14 protein-coding genes are annotated in these 17,446 nt (G+C 68.6%); 6 read left to right on the top strand and 8 right to left on the bottom strand.

Features of this window, described 5'->3' with window-relative positions; translation table 11 throughout:
• Window position 1: 1 nt before the first annotated feature.
• The 4 genes from RIB45_RS03740 to RIB45_RS03725 all read right to left on the bottom strand — a co-directional run bounded on the left by RIB45_RS03740 (window position 2) and on the right by RIB45_RS03725 (window position 5,364).
• Window positions 2-907 carry a heme o synthase gene (locus RIB45_RS03740; protein WP_350049088.1) on the bottom strand — a complete coding sequence of 302 codons (906 nt, stop codon included), beginning with the start codon at window positions 905-907 and terminating at the stop codon, window positions 2-4.
• A gap of 168 nt (window positions 908-1,075) precedes the next feature.
• Window positions 1,076-2,668: a cytochrome c oxidase subunit I gene (gene ctaD / locus RIB45_RS03735; RefSeq protein ID WP_350048880.1), complete on the bottom strand. Its 1,593-nt coding sequence runs from the start codon at window positions 2,666-2,668 to the stop codon at window positions 1,076-1,078.
• Between the two features lie 83 nt (window positions 2,669-2,751).
• On the bottom strand, window positions 2,752-3,681 hold the full coding sequence (coxB, locus tag RIB45_RS03730) for a cytochrome c oxidase subunit II (RefSeq protein WP_350048879.1): 930 nt from the start codon (window positions 3,679-3,681) through the stop codon (window positions 2,752-2,754).
• Window positions 3,682-4,008: 327 nt separating this feature from the next.
• The gene (locus RIB45_RS03725) at window positions 4,009-5,364 is read right to left on the bottom strand and encodes a DUF3422 family protein (RefSeq protein WP_350048878.1); all 1,356 of its coding nucleotides are present in this window, start codon (window positions 5,362-5,364) and stop codon (window positions 4,009-4,011) included.
• Between the two features lie 213 nt (window positions 5,365-5,577).
• Between RIB45_RS03725 and tldD the strand changes: the two genes are divergently transcribed.
• The 5 genes from tldD to RIB45_RS03700 all read left to right on the top strand — a co-directional run bounded on the left by tldD (window position 5,578) and on the right by RIB45_RS03700 (window position 10,828).
• Window positions 5,578-7,008 (top strand): metalloprotease TldD, encoded by a 1,431-nt coding sequence (gene tldD / locus RIB45_RS03720; RefSeq protein ID WP_350048877.1) that lies wholly within the window; start codon window positions 5,578-5,580, stop codon window positions 7,006-7,008.
• A gap of 60 nt (window positions 7,009-7,068) precedes the next feature.
• The gene (locus RIB45_RS03715) at window positions 7,069-7,572 is read left to right on the top strand and encodes a hypothetical protein (RefSeq protein WP_350048876.1); all 504 of its coding nucleotides are present in this window, start codon (window positions 7,069-7,071) and stop codon (window positions 7,570-7,572) included.
• A gap of 48 nt (window positions 7,573-7,620) precedes the next feature.
• Window positions 7,621-8,832 carry a class I SAM-dependent rRNA methyltransferase gene (locus RIB45_RS03710; RefSeq protein WP_350048875.1) on the top strand — a complete coding sequence of 404 codons (1,212 nt, stop codon included), beginning with the start codon at window positions 7,621-7,623 and terminating at the stop codon, window positions 8,830-8,832.
• 158 nt (window positions 8,833-8,990) lie between these two features.
• Window positions 8,991-9,638, top strand: a complete 648-nt coding sequence (locus RIB45_RS03705) for a TetR family transcriptional regulator (RefSeq protein WP_350048874.1) — start codon at window positions 8,991-8,993, stop codon at window positions 9,636-9,638.
• A complete protein-coding gene (locus RIB45_RS03700; RefSeq protein WP_350048873.1) occupies window positions 9,635-10,828 on the top strand; it encodes an aromatic ring-hydroxylating oxygenase subunit alpha in 1,194 nt (397 codons plus the stop codon). Before RIB45_RS03705 ends, RIB45_RS03700 begins: the two co-directional genes overlap by 4 nt.
• A gap of 40 nt (window positions 10,829-10,868) precedes the next feature.
• On the opposite strand, the gene RIB45_RS03695 is transcribed toward RIB45_RS03700, so the two are convergent.
• The 4 genes from RIB45_RS03695 to RIB45_RS03680 are packed head-to-tail and all read right to left on the bottom strand — an operon-like array spanning window position 10,869 to window position 16,474.
• Window positions 10,869-12,107: an MFS transporter gene (locus RIB45_RS03695; RefSeq protein ID WP_350048872.1), complete on the bottom strand. Its 1,239-nt coding sequence runs from the start codon at window positions 12,105-12,107 to the stop codon at window positions 10,869-10,871.
• Window positions 12,108-12,132: 25 nt separating this feature from the next.
• Complete coding sequence (locus RIB45_RS03690) at window positions 12,133-13,344, bottom strand: aminomethyl transferase family protein (protein WP_350048871.1); 1,212 nt, start codon at window positions 13,342-13,344, stop codon at window positions 12,133-12,135.
• A complete protein-coding gene (locus RIB45_RS03685; protein ID WP_350048870.1) occupies window positions 13,341-14,885 on the bottom strand; it encodes a phytoene desaturase family protein in 1,545 nt (514 codons plus the stop codon). Before RIB45_RS03685 ends, RIB45_RS03690 begins: the two co-directional genes overlap by 4 nt.
• Window positions 14,882-16,474 carry a phytoene desaturase family protein gene (locus RIB45_RS03680; RefSeq protein ID WP_350048869.1) on the bottom strand — a complete coding sequence of 531 codons (1,593 nt, stop codon included), beginning with the start codon at window positions 16,472-16,474 and terminating at the stop codon, window positions 14,882-14,884. The genes RIB45_RS03685 and RIB45_RS03680 overlap by 4 nt, the downstream gene beginning before the upstream one ends.
• A gap of 185 nt (window positions 16,475-16,659) precedes the next feature.
• On the opposite strand from RIB45_RS03680, the gene RIB45_RS03675 reads away from it, so the two are divergent.
• Entirely contained in the window at window positions 16,660-17,298 is a 639-nt protein-coding gene (locus tag RIB45_RS03675; protein ID WP_350048868.1) for a TetR family transcriptional regulator C-terminal domain-containing protein, read from the top strand.
• The last annotated feature ends 148 nt before the right edge of the window (window positions 17,299-17,446 follow it).

Here is a 17,446-nt window from a genome sequence, read left to right as displayed (position 1 = left end):
CTCAAAGCCACGCGGCCTGCGCCGCGTCGATCATCAGCGCGCCGAAGATCGCGAACAGATAGAAGATGGAATAGCCGAACATGCGTTTGGCGGCCTTGTCGCCCGCCGCGTCCGGCTCGCGCAGCACCGCGATCGCGGAAACCAGAAACAGCCCGCCCAGCACCAGAGCCGACAGGCCGTAGACCGCCCCCGCCGCGCCCAGCGCCCAAGGCGCGAGGCCGAGCGGGAAGAGAATTGCGGTGTAGATGAAGATCTGCCGCTTGGTCGCCTCGCGTCCGGCGACGACCGGCAGCATCGGCACGCCCGCCTTGCCGTAATCGCCGGCCCGGAACAGCGCCAGCGCCCAGAAATGCGGCGGCGTCCAGAAGAAGATGATCGCGAACAGCGCGATTGAGGCGAGCGAGACGTCGCCCGTCACCGCGGCCCAGCCGATCATCGGCGGAAAAGCGCCGGCCGCGCCGCCGATCACGATGTTCTGCGGCGTGCGGCGCTTCAGCCACATGGTGTAGATGAAAACGTAGAACAGGATCGTGCCCGCCAGCAGCCCCGCGGCCGCGTAATTGACGGCGATCGCCATCAGCGCGACCGAGAAGAGCGACAGCACGACTCCGAAGGCGAGCGCCTCCTCCGCCGGAACGCGCCCCATCGGCAGCGGGCGCCCGCGGGTGCGGGTCATGACCGCGTCGATGTCGCGATCGTACCACATGTTGATCGCGCCGGCGGCGCCCGCGCCAACCGTAATGCACAGGATCGCCACCGCCGCCAACAGCGGATGGATGTCGCCCGGCGCGGCGATCAATCCGGCGACGCCGGTGAAGACCACCAAGGACATCACCCGCGGCTTCAGCAGTTGGTAGTAGTCGCGCACCTGCGCCGGCCGACCGCTGAGCGCGACCGTATCCGGCATCCCGCCGGCGTAGCGGCGTTCGATCTCATGGCTGAAGGCGCTGTCGCTCACGTCCGGCGTCACTCGTCCTCAAGCTCTTGCGAGCGGTTGTCTTCGACCGTCGGCCCCGGCCCGCCCCGTCGGACGGGGCGGATCGGGGAACCGGCGACCCCTTGCGTCGACCGCCGCTTACTTGACCCGCGGCAGGTCGTTGAAGGTGTGGAACGGCGGCGGCGAGCTCACCGTCCACTCAAGCGTCGTGGCGCCTTCGCCCCAGTAGTTGGCCCCCACCTTCTTGCCGGCGAAGAGCGTGTAGAGCAGCACGGCGACGAAGAAGAGGGTGGAGGCGAAGGCGATGTAGGCGCCCCAGCTGGAGATGGCGTTCCACTGGGCGAAGCCGTCCGCGTAATCGATGTAGCGGCGCGGCATGCCGGCGAGGCCCAGGAAGTGCTGCGGGAAGAAGGTCAGGTTGACGCCGACGAAGGTCGTCCAGAAGTGCACCTGGCCCGCCCATTCCGGAATCTGCCGGCCGGACATCTTGCCCATCCAGTAGTAGACGCCCATGAACAGCGCGAACACCGCGCCCAGCGACAGCACGTAGTGGAAGTGCGCGACGACGTAATAGGTGTCGTGCAGCTGCAGGTCCATGCCCGCGTTCGCCAGCACCACGCCGGTCACGCCGCCGACCGTGAACAGGAAGATGAAGCCGACCGCCCAAAGCATCGGCACCGTGAAGCGGATCGAGCCGCCCCACATCGTCGCGATCCAGCTGAAGATCTTGATGCCGGTCGGCACCGCGATCACCAAGGTGGCGGCCGTGAAGTAGGCGCGCGTGTCGACGTCCAGGCCGACCGTGTACATGTGGTGCGCCCACACGACGAAGCCGACGACGCCGATCGCCACCATGGCGTAGGCCATGCCGAGATAGCCGAACACCGGCTTCTTCGAGAAGGTCGAGATCACATGGCTGATCATGCCGAAGGCCGGCAGGATCATGATGTAAACCTCCGGGTGCCCGAAGAACCAGAACAAATGCTGGAACAGGATCGGGTCGCCGCCGCCGGCGGGGTCGAAGAAGGAGGTCCCGAAGTTGCGGTCGGTCAGCAGCATGGTGATGGCGCCGCCGAGCACCGGCAGCGAGAGCACCAGCAGGAAGGCCGTGACCAGCATCGACCAGGCGAACAGCGGCATCTTGTGCAGCGTCATGCCCGGCGCGCGCATGTTGAAGATCGTCGTGATAAAGTTGATCGCGCCGAGGATCGACGAGGCGCCCGCAAGGTGAAGCGCGAAGATCGCCAGATCGACCGAGGCCCCTGGATGTCCCAACACCGACGAGAGCGGCGGGTAGATCGTCCAGCCCGTGCCCGCCCCGTTGCCGACCAAGGCCGAGAGCAAAAGCAGCGCGAAGGCCGGGATCAGCAACCAGAAGCTGATGTTGTTCATCCGCGGGAAGGCCATGTCCGGCGCGCCGATCATCAGCGGCACGAACCAGTTGCCGAAGCCCCCGATCAGGCCCGGCATCACCACGAAGAAGACCATGATCAGGCCGTGCGCGGTGATGAAGACGTTCCACTGCTGCCCGTCGGCCAGCACCTGGACGCCGGGATTGTGCAGCTCCATGCGCATGATGACCGAGAAAAGGCCGCCGATGAGACCGGCGACGATCGAGAACACAAGGTACATCGTGCCGATGTCCTTGTGGTTGGTGGAGTAGAGCCACCGGGCGATGCCGGTCGGCTTGCCGTGATCGTCGTGATGATCGGCCGCTGCAGCGTTGCTCATACCTGTCTCTCCATTTCCGTAATCCGCACGGGCGCACGCCCGAATGCGGATCGGTCCTTATTCGCTATCCGCCCGGCGGCGCCTCAGCGCTCCTCGTCGAGCGCGACCTGAACCGCCTCGCCGCCCTCGGGCGCGGCCTCGGCGGTCCGGCGTTCGGCCTCGCGATCCTCAAGCGTCGGGTCGAGCGCCGCGAATTCCTGCTTCGCCTCGGCGACCCAGTCGCGATACTCCTCCTTGGTGACGACCTTCACCGCGATCGGCATGTAGGCGTGATCCGTGCCGCACAGCTCGGAGCAGAAGCCGTAATACATACCCTCTTTGCCGGCCTTGATCTCGGTCCACGTCTCGTTCAGGCGGCCTGGAACGGTGTCCATGCGCACGCCGAAGTCGCTCAGCGCCCAGTTATGCAGCACGTCGGCCGACGTCATCTGCAGGCGGATCTTGGTGTCGGAGGGCAGCACGACCATGTTGTCGGTGTCCATCAGACGCAGCACGCCGCGCTCCTCGGCCTCTTCATGGGTGCGGGCCGCGAGAAAGGCGTCAAAGCCGAAATTCTCGTCGACATACTGGTATTCCCAGTACCATTGATGGCCGACGATCTTCAGCGTCATCTCCGAATCGGCGACGTCGTCGGTGGCGTAAAGCAACTTGAGCGAGGGGAAGGCCAGCACCACCAGGATCAGCACCGGGATGCCGGTCCAGACGACCTCGAGCACCGAATTGTGAGTCGTCTTCGACGGGGTCGGGTTGCGCTTCTCGCTGAAGCGCCAGCAGGTGTAGACCAACAACAGCAGCACGAAGATCGTAATGACCGTGATGATCGGCAGCAGCCACAGGTCGTGGAAGACTTTCATCTGCTCCGCGATCGGCGTCACCGGCTCCGGCAGCCCCAGCTGCCAGGGCTCGGCCTTCGCGGCCAGCGCCGCGCCCGCGCCGCCGACCAGCGCCGTGAGGCCCGCGGTGAGCGCGCCGAGGCGCTTCGTCATCGAAAAGGTGAAGGATCCAAGGCTCACTGCGATCACTCCCGTCGCTTTATGGCCGACCGCTTCGTCAAAGCGGCCGCGTCGCGCGAAGGCGACGACTTTATGCACGAGACCGAACCCTGAGAGGGGGTCCGGTTCGGGCGTTCAGTCTAGCGGGAGAAGGCGCGCGTTCAAGCGAGCCCGCTGACGTCCCCCCAAGCCGAACGTCCCGTCCACCGGCCGCGGTTAAACACCATGAGGAGCGCGGAATCAATTGGTTTGACGGGGTCTGCGACGACCTGTCATGGCCGCCCTGCCGCGCGTCCGCGCGACAGTATAGCGCAGCCCGCGGCGCCGCGGCTGACGGAACCGAACCGGTCAGGAATCCCGCTCGCGCCCTTCGATGATCTTGCGCGCTCGCTTTAGGCCCGTCCACAGCAACAGCACGATGATCGGGATCGACAGGCCGGTGACGTAGACCGAATCGATCGGCAGGGCGTCGGCCTTCTCCAGCGCCTTCGCACCGTAGTTGATCAGGCCGACCAGATAGTAGCTGATCGCCGCGATCGAGAGACCTTCGACCGTCTGCTGGAGGCGCAACTGCAGCTTCGCGCGTCGGTCCATCGAATGCAGCAAATTCTGATTCTGCCGCTCCAGCGCGAAGTCGACGCGCGTGCGCAGCAGGTTGGCGGCGCGCGTCGCCCGGCGCGACAGGTCCGCCAGCCGCTCGGAGACCGACCGGCAGGTGCGCATGGCGGGTCCGAGGCGCCGATCGAGGAACTCCCCGATCGTCTGATAGCCTTCGATCTGCGATTCGCGCAATTCCGACAGCCGCGCCTCGACCAGGGCGTAATAGGCGAGCGCCGCGCTGAACCGATAGGCGGTGCTGGAGGCCAGCCGCTCGATCTCGGCCGACTGCCGGGTCAGCTGCTCAAGCAGATCGCCGTCGTCATCCTCGCTCTCCGCCCGCCCGGCCTGCGCCATGCGCGACGTCAGATCGGCGAGAGCGCTGTCGATCCCGGCGATCTTCGGGCTGGTCTTCCGCGCCAACGGCAGGGCCATGAGCGCCAGATTGCGGTATGTCGCGATCTCCAACAGCCGCTGGACCATCCGCCCCGCCTTGCGGGAGTGCATGGTCTTGTCCTTCAATAGAATGCGATTGTGGCCGTCCGGGTGGATGCGCAGATCCGTCACCACCGTCGCCGAGCCGTTGGACAACGAACTCATCACCAGACTGCCTGGGACGAACAACCGCTCCAGCATCGCCTGATCCGGCTCCGGATCGTCGCGGTGGAGAAGGGTCAGCTGGGTCGCCACCAGCAGTTCGCCGGGCAGACCGGCGAACCAGTCCGCCGGCAGCGTCTCTCCGGCCGGGCTGCTGAACGGCTCTTGCTTTTCGCGCGGGCGAAAGACGGTGTAGCTGGTGAACTCCGAATGCCGCTCCCAACGCAGCCGGAAGGCGCCGAAATCAGCCTTGAAGAAGTTCGCGCCCTCGGCCGGCGGGTTGATCCCGAAGCGGTCGCACAGCTGGGCCAGATGCGCGCGGTCGTCCCCGGCCGTTCCCTCGCCGGTCACCATGGCGTAGAGCGCCACGTCGATCGGCGCCGACAGCTCCTCGAACGGCCGGGCGTGCAGCTCGTTGCTGAGCGCGTAGCGATCCGGGTGCTCCGCCGGCGGCAGCACGCGCTTCGGCGCGCTTTCGCGCTCCGCGCCGTTGGTCTTCGATCCGCCCATGGCGTCCGCTCTCGTCCCCCGCGCGTCGCCCCCGAAGCCGGAGACGAGACGCGTCTGTCGTTTTCCCCGCGCCCGCCCCTTGGACAATGCCGGGCGGCGCGCCATTTCCGTGGCGGCGGCGTCATGCTATCACGCCGTCAGGGCGGCTTATCGCCCGCCGCGCGCGCCGGCGCAAGGGCGCGCGCTCGTCACAGCCTATACGCAGAGGACGCCATGGCCGATCTCGCGAAGACCGACGATCTTTTCTTTCAACGCACCGGCCTCGACCGGTCGCGAGTCGAAGCGATCGTCGACGACACGCTCGGCGGGGCCGACGACGGGGAGCTTTTCCTGGAATACAGCCAGGCGGAAAGCGTCACCTTCGACGACGGCCGCATCCGCAACGCGGCCTTCGATTCCAGTCAGGGCTTCGGCCTGCGCGCCGTATGCGGCGAGGCGGCCGGCTACGCCCATGCAGGCGACTTGTCGGAAGAGGCGATGAAGCGCGCGGCCCAGGCCGTGCGCGCCGTCAAGCACGGCTATTCCGGCACGTTGGACGGGCCTCCGCCCGGCACGAACCGCAGCCTCTATCCGGACGTAAACCCGATCGCGACGCTCGATTTCGACGCCAAGGTGAAGCTCTTGGAGGAGATCGACAAATACGCGCGGGGCAAGGACCAGCGGGTCAAACAGGTGTCCGCCTCGCTGGCCGGCGAATGGCGCGCGGTGCAGATCCTGCGCGCCGACGGCGAGCGCGCGGCCGACATCCGCCCGCTCGTGCGCCTCAACGTCTCGGTCGTCGTCGGCCAGGGCGACCGGATGGAGAGCGGCTCCTACGGCGCCGGCGGGCGCGCGGACTACGCCGCCTATATCGATCCCGCCTTCTGGCGCGGCGCGGTGGATGAGGCGCTGCGCCAGGCGCTGGTCAATCTGGAGAGCGAGCCCTGCCCGGCGGGCGAGATGACCGTCGTCCTCGGCCCCGGCTGGCCCGGCATCCTGCTGCACGAGGCGATCGGCCACGGCCTCGAAGGCGACTTCAACCGCAAGAAGACCAGCGCCTTCTCCGGCCTGTTGGGCGAGCGCGTGGCCGCGCCCGGCGTCACCGTCGTCGACGACGGCACGATGTCGGATCGCCGCGGGTCGCTGACGATCGACGACGAGGGCACGCCCACCGGCCGCACCGTCCTGATCGAGGACGGCATCCTGAAGGGCTACATGCAGGACCGTATGAACGCGCGTCTGATGGGCGTCGCGCCGACCGGCAACGGCCGGCGGCAATCCTACGCCCACGCGCCGATGCCGCGCATGACCAACACCGTCATGCTGTCCGGCGACAAGGACCCGCAGGAGATCCTGGCCTCGGTCGACAAGGGCGTCTACGCGGTCAATTTCGGCGGGGGCCAAGTCGACATCACGAACGGGAAGTTCGTGTTCTCCTGCACCGAAGCTTATAAGATCGAAAACGGCAAGGTCGGCGCGCCCTTGAAGGGCGCAACGCTGATCGGCAACGGGCCGGACGCGCTGACCAAGGTCTCGATGATCGGGAACGACATGGCGCTCGACCCCGGCATCGGCACCTGCGGCAAGGACGGCCAGGGCGTGCCGGTCGGCGTCGGCCAGCCGACGCTGCGCCTCGACGGGCTGACCGTCGGGGGGACGGGGTGACCGGCGCCGCGCCGGCGTAGCGCTGCGCGGCGGGCGGTCTGGGGAGGAGGCCCGAGGATAATGTTCGGAGTGCGCGCGGCGCTGGCGGCCGCAATGATGCTGGGCCTCTCCGCCTGCGAAGACGACCGGGCTGCCGGCGACGGCGCCGCGACGGACGACGAGCGCGAGGCCAGCATGAACTGCCGGCGCGATCTGCCGCCGCCCAGCGTCGCGGGCGACGTCTCAGGCGATCTGTCGCTGGTGGTCGAGGATTTCAGCTACGAGGTCGTCGACGGCCGCCACCGCTACAATCACACGCGGCGCTTCCGCGAGACCGGCGGCGTGCCGGTCACGATCTATCGCGGCAAGGTCTGCGTGGATGACGGCGCGGAATGCGTCGACGCCTGCGTCAGCTACCGCGTTCCCGCCGGGACCACCTTTGTCCAGGCCGACCACCATGTCGCCACCAAGCGCGAGAGCGACCGGATCACCCTGCGCTACTGGGCGCGTGACGACGCCGGCAACCTGTTCGAGCTCGACCGCGTGATCGAGACCGACGGCCGCACGGCGCGGGTGATCGACTAGCGCGTCGAGCGCTGGACGCGGCCCCTCGATCGGCATAGAAGCGCGGGCATGAGCGACGAGCACCCCCCCGCCCGGAAGATCCTGCTGCAGCCCAAGGCCTGGAAGCGCTTCGCGCAGGGCGCGCCCTGGGCCTTCAGCAACGAAATCCAGATGGATAATGCGGCCCGCAAGCTGGCCGCGGGATCGGTCGTCCGCATCTGCCTGCCGGAGGGAGAGCCGATCGCGCTGGCCCACTTCAATCCGCACAGCCTGATCGCCGCGCGGGAGCTGAGCCGCGATCCGGCGGCGCTGGAGGCCGGACGTCTGCAGGACGGCTGGCTGCAAGCGCGCCTCGCGCGGGCGGCGTCGATCCGCGAGCGCCTGTTCGACCGCCCCTTCTATCGCCTGATCCACGCTGAGGCCGACGGCCTGCCCGGCCTGGTGATCGACCGCTACGGCCCCGTCTTCGTCGTCCAGGCGAACACCGCCGGCATGGACCGCCTGCTGCCGGAAATCGACGCGGCGCTGACCGAGACGTTCGGCGCGGCGGCGATCGTTCACCGGAATGAGTCCGCCTCCCGCGCGCTGGAGGGGCTGACGCAGATCGTCGCCGTCTCGCGCGGGACCGTCGACGGGCCGATCGCGGTGGAGGAGAACGGCTGCGCCTTCTTCTGCGATCCGCTCGCCGGTCAGAAGACCGGCTGGTTCTTCGACCACCGGGAGAACCGCGCCGCCGCCGCGCGCTTCGCGCCCGGCGCGCGGGTCCTCGACCTCTACGGCTACGCCGGCGCCTTCGCGATCCCCGCCGCCAAGGCCGGCGCGGCCGAGGTCGTTACGGTCGACCGCTCGAAGGAGGCGCTGGCGCTCTGCGCGCAGGCGGCGGAGGCCAACGGCGTCGCCGATCGGGTGCGGGGCGAGAAGGCGGACGTCTTCACCTGGCTGGAGCGCGCGACCGCCGACGGCGCGCGGTTCGACCTCGTCATCGCCGACCCGCCCGCCTTCGTGAAAGCCCGCAAGGAAATCAAGCAGGGCGCGCGCGCCTACGCCAAATTGGCGCGACTGGCGGCCCGGGCGACGGCGGAGGGCGGGACGCTGTTGCTCGCCTCGTGCAGCCACCTGGTCGACGAGGCCTTGTTCCTTGAGGAATGCCGCCGCGGCCTGACCGAAGCCGGCCGGTCCGCCCGCCTGCTGCGCCGCGGCGGGGCCGGCCCCGACCACCCGCTGCATCCCGCGCTGCCGGAGAGCGGCTACCTCAAAGCGCTTCTTTTCGCCCTGGATTAAGCGACGGCGCCCGGCGGCGCGGCGCAAGGCCGGCGCGGCGGTTTCGCCTTATTTGTCCGGACCGCTCGGCGTCCGGCGCCGCGAGGTCCCCTCCCGGCGCTTGACCGCCGCATCCGATTTCGCTAAACGTATGTTCAGTCAATTGGAGCGCCGTCGCGATGACCAAGCCGCAGGAAACCCGCCGAACCGAGATCCTGGAGGCCGCGATTCAGGTGATCGCGGAGAAGGGCTTGAGCGCAACCACGATGGAGCGGGTGGCCGGCCGCGCCGGCGTCTCGCCCGGGACCGTCACCTTCCATTTCGCCCGCAAGGAGGCGCTGCTGCTGGCGGCCCTGGACCATGTGGTCGCCCTGTTCGACGTCGCGCGGAGCGAGGCGCTCGCCGCCGCCGGCGACGACGCGGCGCGCGCGCTCGACGGGCTTGCGGCGGCGAGCTTCGCGCCGGACGTCTACACGCCGGAGAAGATCGCGGTGTGGACCGCCTTCTGGGGCGAAGCCAGCGCGCGGCGGATTTATATGGCGCGGGTCGGACCCGCCGACGCGCGCTTCCACCGGGATGTTATGCGCGAGACGCGGCGCCTTCTGGCCCGGGCCGGCGCAGGCCGTGGCGACCAGGCGACCGCCGAAGCGCTGGCCCGCGGGCTTACCGGCCTGGTCGATTCCCTGTGGCAGGAACAATTGGCCGCGCCCGGGTCGATTGACGCCGCCGGCGCGCGCACCCTGATCCGCGCCTATCTGGCGGCCGCCTTTCCCCGAGAGCCCCTGTGGCGCGATGCGCCGACCCATGAAGAAGGAACGAGGGCATGACCGACATCCCCGCGCGACAGGAACCCGTCTACGGCCTGGCCGCCTGGACCTATCAGAACGAGGAGCTGCTCGCGCTCGAGTATGAGCGCCTCATCCTGGGAACCTGGCAGATCGTCTGCCACCAGAACGATCTGGCCGAGCCCGGCGATTATGTCACCTTCGACCTGATGCGCGATTCGCTGGTCTTCATCCGCGACCGAGACGGGACGGTCCGCGGCTTCCAGAACGTCTGCCGCCATCGCGGGGCCCGGCTGCTGGACGGCAAAGGGTCGCTGAAGACGCGCCTGATGTGCCCCTATCACGGCTGGGCCTACCATCTGGACGGACGGCTCGCCGCGGTGCCGGCGGAGGCGACGTTCCCCGGTCTGGACAAGAGCTGTTTCGGGCTGAAGGAGGTTGAAACCGAGATCTTCCTCGGCTTCGTCTTCGTGCGAGTGACGGGCGAGGGACCCTCAGTCGCCGAGCGCTGGGGCGATTTCGCCGATCGCATCCGCCCCTACAAGCCCGAGGAAATGGTCGCCGCCGGCGAGCTCCACATCGAAGAGTGGGCCTGCGACTGGAAGACGGCGATCGACAACAACCAGGAGAATTATCACATCCCGGTCGGCCACCCCGGCTATTTCCGCTTGCTGGAGCGCGGGATCGAGGATTTCGGCAACGATCTGGGCGTCGGCGGCAGCACGACGCGTCACGCCGCCAAGCTGTCGGAAAACTGGGTCGAGCGGATGTATCAGCAGCTCGCGCCGAAGGCGCTGACGCATCTGCCGGAGGCGGAAAGGGTCACTTGGCGATTCTTCTCGATGCTGCCGACGCACGGCATCGACGTCTATCCGGACAGCATGGACTTCTTCCAGATCCTGCCGCTGGGGCCGGGTCGCTGTCAGGTGCGTCTCGGCGCCTACGGTCTGCCGAACCCCAGCCGCGAGGTGCGGGTGCTGCGCTATCTGAACCAGCGCATCAACCGCCAGGTGCTGCACGAGGATCGCTGGCTGTCCGAGCGCGTGCAGCAGGGCCTGCTAAGCCACGGCTACAATCCCGGCCCGCTGTCGACGAAGGAGGACGGGGTGAAGGAGCTGCACGACATCGTGCGCGCCGCCTGCCCGGTCGCCCGTCTGAGCGAGGCCCCGCCGCCCGGCGCGGTGCGCGCTGCGGACGCCGAGATGGCGGCCGCCCGGCGCGCGGCCGAATAGGCCAGGGCGAAAGCCGAGCGAGAGCCGGCGCGGCCCCGGCCTAACGCCCGGCCCGCCGCCTGAAGGTGCGCCACCCGCCGACCGCCAGGAACAGCGCCAGCACGGCCGCCACCACGCCGATGAAGCCGTCCGGGCCGCTTGCGTCCATCGCCGCGCCGGCGGCTGAGGGGCCGATCAGACTGCCGAAACAGTAGCTCATGACGAACAGCGCGTTCGCAGCCGCCAACGCGCCGCCTTGGAACCGCGCGCCGAGCTCGGCCAGGGCGACAGTGTAGAGGCCGGCGACCGTGCCGCCCCACAGGAACAACAGCGGCCAGAGCAGCCAGGGGTCGCCCAGCGCCAACGGCAGCAGCATCGCGCCCACCAGCCCCACCGCCCCCACGCCGAGCAGCAGCGCCCGTCGGTTGACCTTGTCGGTCAGCCATCCGAGCGGGGCCTGCAGCACGACCGTGCCCGCGATGGCGACTGAGAGCATCATCACCGCTTCGCCCTGTGGAACGCCGTTGCGCAACCCGTAGATCGGCAACAATGAGAGCATCGCCGTGTCGACCAGGCCCGAGACGAAGATCGCCGCGAAGACCGTCGGGGCCAGCCGGATCGCGGACCAGCGCCCGCTTTCCGTCGACAACGCCAGATTGGGCGCGCAGCCGACCGCCGCCAGGATCGGCACGCCGGCGAGCGCGATGAAGCCGACGATCGTCAGGAAGGGCGTCCACCCGTCGAGCGGCAGAACCGTCAGCATCGCCGGGCCGCCGGCGAATCCGACGCCCATCAACGCACTGTAGAGACCGGCGTAAAGCCCGCGATTGTGCGGCTTGGCCGCGCTGTTGAGCCAGGTTTCGCTGATCACCCAATGGACCGACATGCCGACGCCCACCAGAAAGCGCAGCACGAACCAGGCCTCCAACTGCCGGAAGACGGCCATCAGCAGGAAGCTGACGATAATCAATGCGATGCCGGCCAGCAGCGTCGGGATCACCCCGAAGCGCCGCACGATCCAGGGCGTCGCCGTCGACATGAGGATCGTCGCCAGCAGCGGCATGGAGGAGTTGAGGCCGATCAGCGTGGTGGAGACGCCCTGACGCTCCAGCAAGAGCGCCAGCAGCGGGATCGAGGTGCCGAAGGTCAGGCCCACCGCCAATAGGCTCGCCAATACGGCGATCAGGCCGCGCTTGCGCTGCGCCGGGGTCAGGCCGGCGACGGCCGCGCGCGCGGACCCCTCAAGGCCGACCGGCGGATGCGGGAACGGCTCATAGGCCGGCGGCCGATCCTCGCTCATGCGCCCGTCCTTTCCCCGACGCCCCTCAGCCGCGCCGGTGCGCGGGCTGATAGAAGCGCGGGCTCACGACCCGCGCGGCCGCGTCAACTTTGCCCTGCGTGATCTCCTTCAGATAGTAGATCTCCGCATCCAGGATCGTCCCTTCGCTCGCATAGGCCGCATCGACCGTCGCAAGCGCGATGTTCTTCTTCAGGATCGGCGACCAGCAGGCCGAGGTGACCTGACCCGCCTCCTTGCCGCGGCGATAAAGATAGGCGCCGATCGCAGGTTTACGGCCGGTCACGTCGAGACCGACGAGACGCTTCTTCGGGCCGCCGCGCTCGCGCTCGGCGACCAGCGCGCGTTTGCCGGTGAAGTGGTCTTTCGACAGATCGACCGCCCAGTCAAGACCGAGGCCGGCCGGGGTGCGGGTCTGCGACTCGCGAATGGCGTGGCGTGCGCCGACGAACTCGACGTTGATCAGGATGTGCCCCGCCTCAATCCGCACGCGGTCCAAGGCCTTGGAGCCGATCGGGCGCAGATAGGTCTCCTCGCCCTCCGCCATCAGCGCGTCCCACAGGTCGAGCGCGCGATCCGGCGCGACCCAGAGCTCATAGCCCAGATCGCCGGTGAAGCCGGTGCGGCTGACCGTCAGCGGCGCGCCCTCCGCCGTCTTGAAGTCGCCGACGCCGAAGAACGGCAGGGCGGCGGCCTCGTCGAGCCCGACGCGGCGCAACAGCTCCTTCGACATCGGTCCTTGCAGGGCGAGCCCTGCGATCTCGTCGGTCACCTCCTCGACGCGCGCGTCGAAGCCCCAGGCCGCATCCTCGAACCAGGCGAGCTGATGTTCGGCGCAATTGATCCGGAATTCGCTCTCCGACAGACGGAAGATCGTCCCCTCCTCGACCACGCGCCCCTTGCCGTCGCACCAGGGCGCGTAGGCGACGCGACCGGGTTTCAGGCGGTCGATCCGCTTCGTGACCAGCCGATCGACGACCGCCTCGGCGTCGGGTCCGTGGATGCGATATTTCAGCATCGGCGAGACGTCGTAGAGGGAGCTTCCGGTGCGCACGGCGAAATACTCGTCCTCCAACTCATAGAACAGGCTGGCGGTCGTGTAGCCCTGCCAGGCCTCCCAGGCGTTGGCGAGGTTGAGCGCCGCGAGGCGCGGGTGAAACGGCGAGCGCTTGAGCGTCGGCCCGCGCGGCAGCAGCGGGCTTTGAGTTTGCTGAGGCGTCATGTCCAGGCTCTCGATCATTGCGCGCCTCCGTCCGCCGATGCGGGTCGGCGCAACCCCGCCTTGGCCGCGGCGAGCGCCGCGCGCGCGCCGTTGAGGCCCGGTTGGCCGGTTATTCCGCCGCCCGGATGCGCACCCGCGCCGCACAGGAACAGACCTTCGATCGGGGTTCGGTACTGCGCCCAGCCGGGAGCTGGGCGCAGCAAGAAGACCTGGTCCAGTCCGAGCTCCAGATGATGCCAATGCCCGCCCGGCGCGGCGAAACGCCCCTCGATCTCCTCCGGCGTCGTGAGCGTCGCGCTCTGGACGCGGGCCTTCAGGCCGGGAATCAACGCGTCCATTCGGTCGACAAGGCGCTTGGCGAACGCCTCTCGCGCCTCGGCCCAGTTGGTCCCGCGCAGGGTGCGCGGCGCGTACTGCACGAGCGCGGCGGCCCGCGTCTCGCTTTCCAGCGTGACCTCAAGCGGCGGGTCGTCGGGCAGTTCGCCGTACTTCGCCTGATCGAAGGCGGTCTCGATATGGGCCAGGCTGGGCGCGTGGACCAGCCGCTCCCCCGGCGCCGCCGCCTCCGGCGCGCCGTCGAGCGCGAGGTCGAGGCGCGCCGTCATCCCCTCGCCGCGGGCGCAGCGCAGCGTGCGCACGAAATCGGCGTCCAGCGCGCGCGGTCCCACCAGATCGATCAGGGTCGTCTTCGGGTGCGCGGACGAGAGGATCACGGGGGCTTCGATCGTCTCGCCGCCGGCCGTCTCGACCCCGACGGCGACGCCGTCTTGAGTCAAGATTCGGGCGACCGGCGCGTCGGTGCGGATCTCCGCCCCTTCTTCGCGCGCCGCACGGGCGAGCGCGTCAATCAAGGCGTCGGCGCCGCCGTCGACAAGCGCCGCCGCCCCCGCCGGCGCGCCGGCGCCGGGCGCATGGCGCAACACCAGGGGGAAGACCGTGTTGGGGGAGCGCGCGCCCATCTTCTGCCCCATCACCGCGTCGAGGGCGAGCAGCCCCTGCAGTTCAGGGGTCTCCAACTCCTCCTCGGCCAGATCGGCGACGGGCAGCGGCAGGATGCGTAGAAGGTCGCGCATGTCGTCCCGCCCCATCCGGCGCACGGCGAAGCCGAGCTTCATCAGCTTCCAGCGCTCGCCCCAATCGGCGAGATCGAGGCGCGGCGGCGTTTCCTCCAGGAACGGAGCCAGCCCGGCCGCGAGCCGGGCGAGCCGAGTCTGCAAACGCCGCCAGCCGTCGGCGTCGGCGGCGCTCTCGCCGGCGATCGCGCGATGCGTCGCGCCCGGGTCGTTCGGGTCGAGCGACAGCGGCCCGCGTCCTTCGCGCAACAGACCCGTGCGCTGCGCCGACGCGCTGAAGGCGAGGCCGCGGCGTTTGAGCTGCAACGCCTCGACGACGGTTGCGGACAACCGATGGACGGACGGCGCCAGACCGGCCATGCCGCCCAACTCCTCGCCGGCTTCGAGCAACAGCGTGCGTCGGCCGGCGTGCGCCGCCAAGGCGGCGGCGATCAGTCCGTTGTGACCGCCGCCGATCACGATCGCGTCGTAGCGAGATTGGCTCACGCCGCCCTCCCCTTCAGATCCTGCAACATCTCGCGGGCCGCATTCGCGCCGGGCGCGCCCATGACGCCGCCGCCCGGATGGGTGCTGGAGCCGCACATGTAGAGCCCGCGGATCGGCGCGCGGTACTGCGCCCAGCCCGGTATCGGCCGGTTGAACAGCAGTTGGTCGAGCGTCAGCTCCCCGTGGAAGATGTTGCCTTCGGTGAGGCCGACCTGATCCTCCAGGTCGGCCGGGGAGCGCACCCAGGCGTCGAGGACCAACTTGCGGAAGCCGGGCATGTGCGCCTCGATCGTCTCCAGCACGGTCTCGCCCATCGCGTCGCGATCGGCGGCGGTCCAGGCGCCGGTCGCGAGCTTCGGCGGCGCGTATTGAACGAAGACGGACATGTAATGCTTGCCCGGCGGGGCCATGCTGCGGTCGAGCGTGGAGGGCAGGAAGATGTCGAGATAAGGCTTTTGCGACCAGGTCCCGTTCTTCCAATCGTCGTAGCCGCGCTCCAAATACTCCATCGACGGGCTGACGTTCAGGCCGCCGCGCATCAGTTTCGGATCGTGCCGGGTCGACGGCGAATCGGGCAGGCCGTCGAGCGCGATGTTCAGCTTGGCGGACGAGCCGCGAATCTTGAAGCGCTCCACACCCTGGACGAAATCCTCCGGCAGGTGCTTGCGCGGCGCGATTTTCAGGAAGGTGCGTTTGACGTCGAGATTGGAGACGACGGTGCGCGCCTGCACCTCCTCCCCGTCGGCCAGCACGACGCCGGCGACCTTGTCGCCGTCCATCAGCAGCTCAGCGACCTCCGCCTCGGTGCGGATCTCCGCGCCATGCTCCTGCGCGGCGCCGGCCAGCGCCTTGCTGATCGCGCCCATACCGCCGACGGCGAAACCCCAGGCGCCGACATGCCCGTCGAGATCGCCCATCACATGGTGCAGCAGCACATAGGCGCTGCCGGGCGAATAGGGGCCGAGCGCAGTGCCGATGATCGAGCCGCCCGCCAACGCGCCTTTCACCGCCTCGCTTTCGAAGTACCGATCCAGGAAATCGCCGCAGCTCATGGTCCAGAACTGCATCGCCTGATAGAGACCCTCCTCGCCGAGCGGCCCGAAGGCGTCGGCGATATCCTTCAGCCCCATCAGATCGCGCCATTTGAAGCTGGTCGGATCGGGCGGCGTCTTCAGCAGCAGCGGGCGAATGGCGCGGCACTGGCGCGTCAGATCGCGCATGAAGTCGTCGAACGCCTCGGCGTCGCGTTTGGAATGGCGCGCCACCTCCCGGCGCGTCAGCTCGGCGTCGGGATACATCGCGAAGCGGTCGCCGCCCGGCAGCATCGACGTGGTCGTGCCGTAAGGAATGATCTTCAGCCCGTGTTTGGGCAGATCCAGATCCCGCATGATCTCGGCGCGCAGCAACGAACACACATAGGAGCAGGAGGAATAAGTGAACCCCGGATAACGCTCCTCAGAAATGGCGGCGCCGCCGATCGCCTCGCGCCGCTCAAGCACCAGCACCTGAGCGCCCGCCCGCGCCAGATAGGCCGCCGCGGCCAGACCGTTATGTCCCGCCCCGATGACGATCGCGTCGTACCGTTTCACCGATCGCTCCCCGCTTCCTGCAGCGCCGCCGCAATGACGGCCGAACCGCGACAGGCTAGCCCGAGGATCGCCCCCTTGTCCAGTTCACTGAATGACCTTTCAATCAATAACAGTTCAATTATCTATACAGTTCATTGTCTTATGCTGCATTATTGCATAAAATGGCGACCAAATAAGAGGGTGACATGCCAAAGGAAGCCCAGACCGCCCAACGCCGCCGCCAGTTGATTGAGGCGACGATCGCCGTCATCGCCAAGCAGGGGCTGACCGGGCTGCGCATCGCCGACGTGGCCGCCGTCGCCGGCGTCAGCTACGGGGTCGTCAACTTCTACTTCAAAAGCAAGGACCAGCTGCTCGCCGACACGCTAGAGCATCTGGCTGCGGACTATGAGGAAGCGGCCGCGGAGGCGCTGGCCGCAGCCGGCCCTTCCGCGGTCGATCAGCTTCATGCGGTCATCGCGTTGGATTTCTCGGACCGGATCGCCGGGCGTCGGCAGATCGCGGCCTGGACGGCCTTCTGGTCCGAATCCCGGGCCAACCCCGCCTTCCGCAGACGGTGCGTCGCGGTGCAGGACCGCTTCCTGGCGATGTGCCGGCGCCTGATGCGCGAAGCGCTGGTCGAAACCGGGCGACGCGAAGATCTGGATCTTCTGGCCGCGGCGCTCAACAATCTGGTGACAGGCTTGTGGGTCGAGCTGCAACTGCGCGGCGCCACGCGCGAGGCCCGGCTTGAGGCGCGGCGCGTGTGCGTCGCCTATCTGCGGGCCTTGTTCCCGCAGGCGGCGCCGGGCGATGTCGAGGCGGACGAGGAGACGGCGGCGTGACAAGGCGCGGGCGAGGCTCGAATACCCGGCGGTGGAGGACGGCCGCGATTGTGCTCTGTCTGGCGGGACCGCTCGCCGCCTGCGCCCCAGCCCCGGGCCCAGACCCAGACCCAGGCCCAGACCCGGACGCGCCGGCGGCGAAAGGCGC

Source organism: Marivibrio sp. (assembly GCF_040218065.1).
Lineage (GTDB): Bacteria > Pseudomonadota > Alphaproteobacteria > UBA8366 > Aestuariispiraceae > Marivibrio.
Note: the sequence above shows the minus strand (reverse complement) of the source record. Positions and strands in the feature narration are given on the sequence as shown.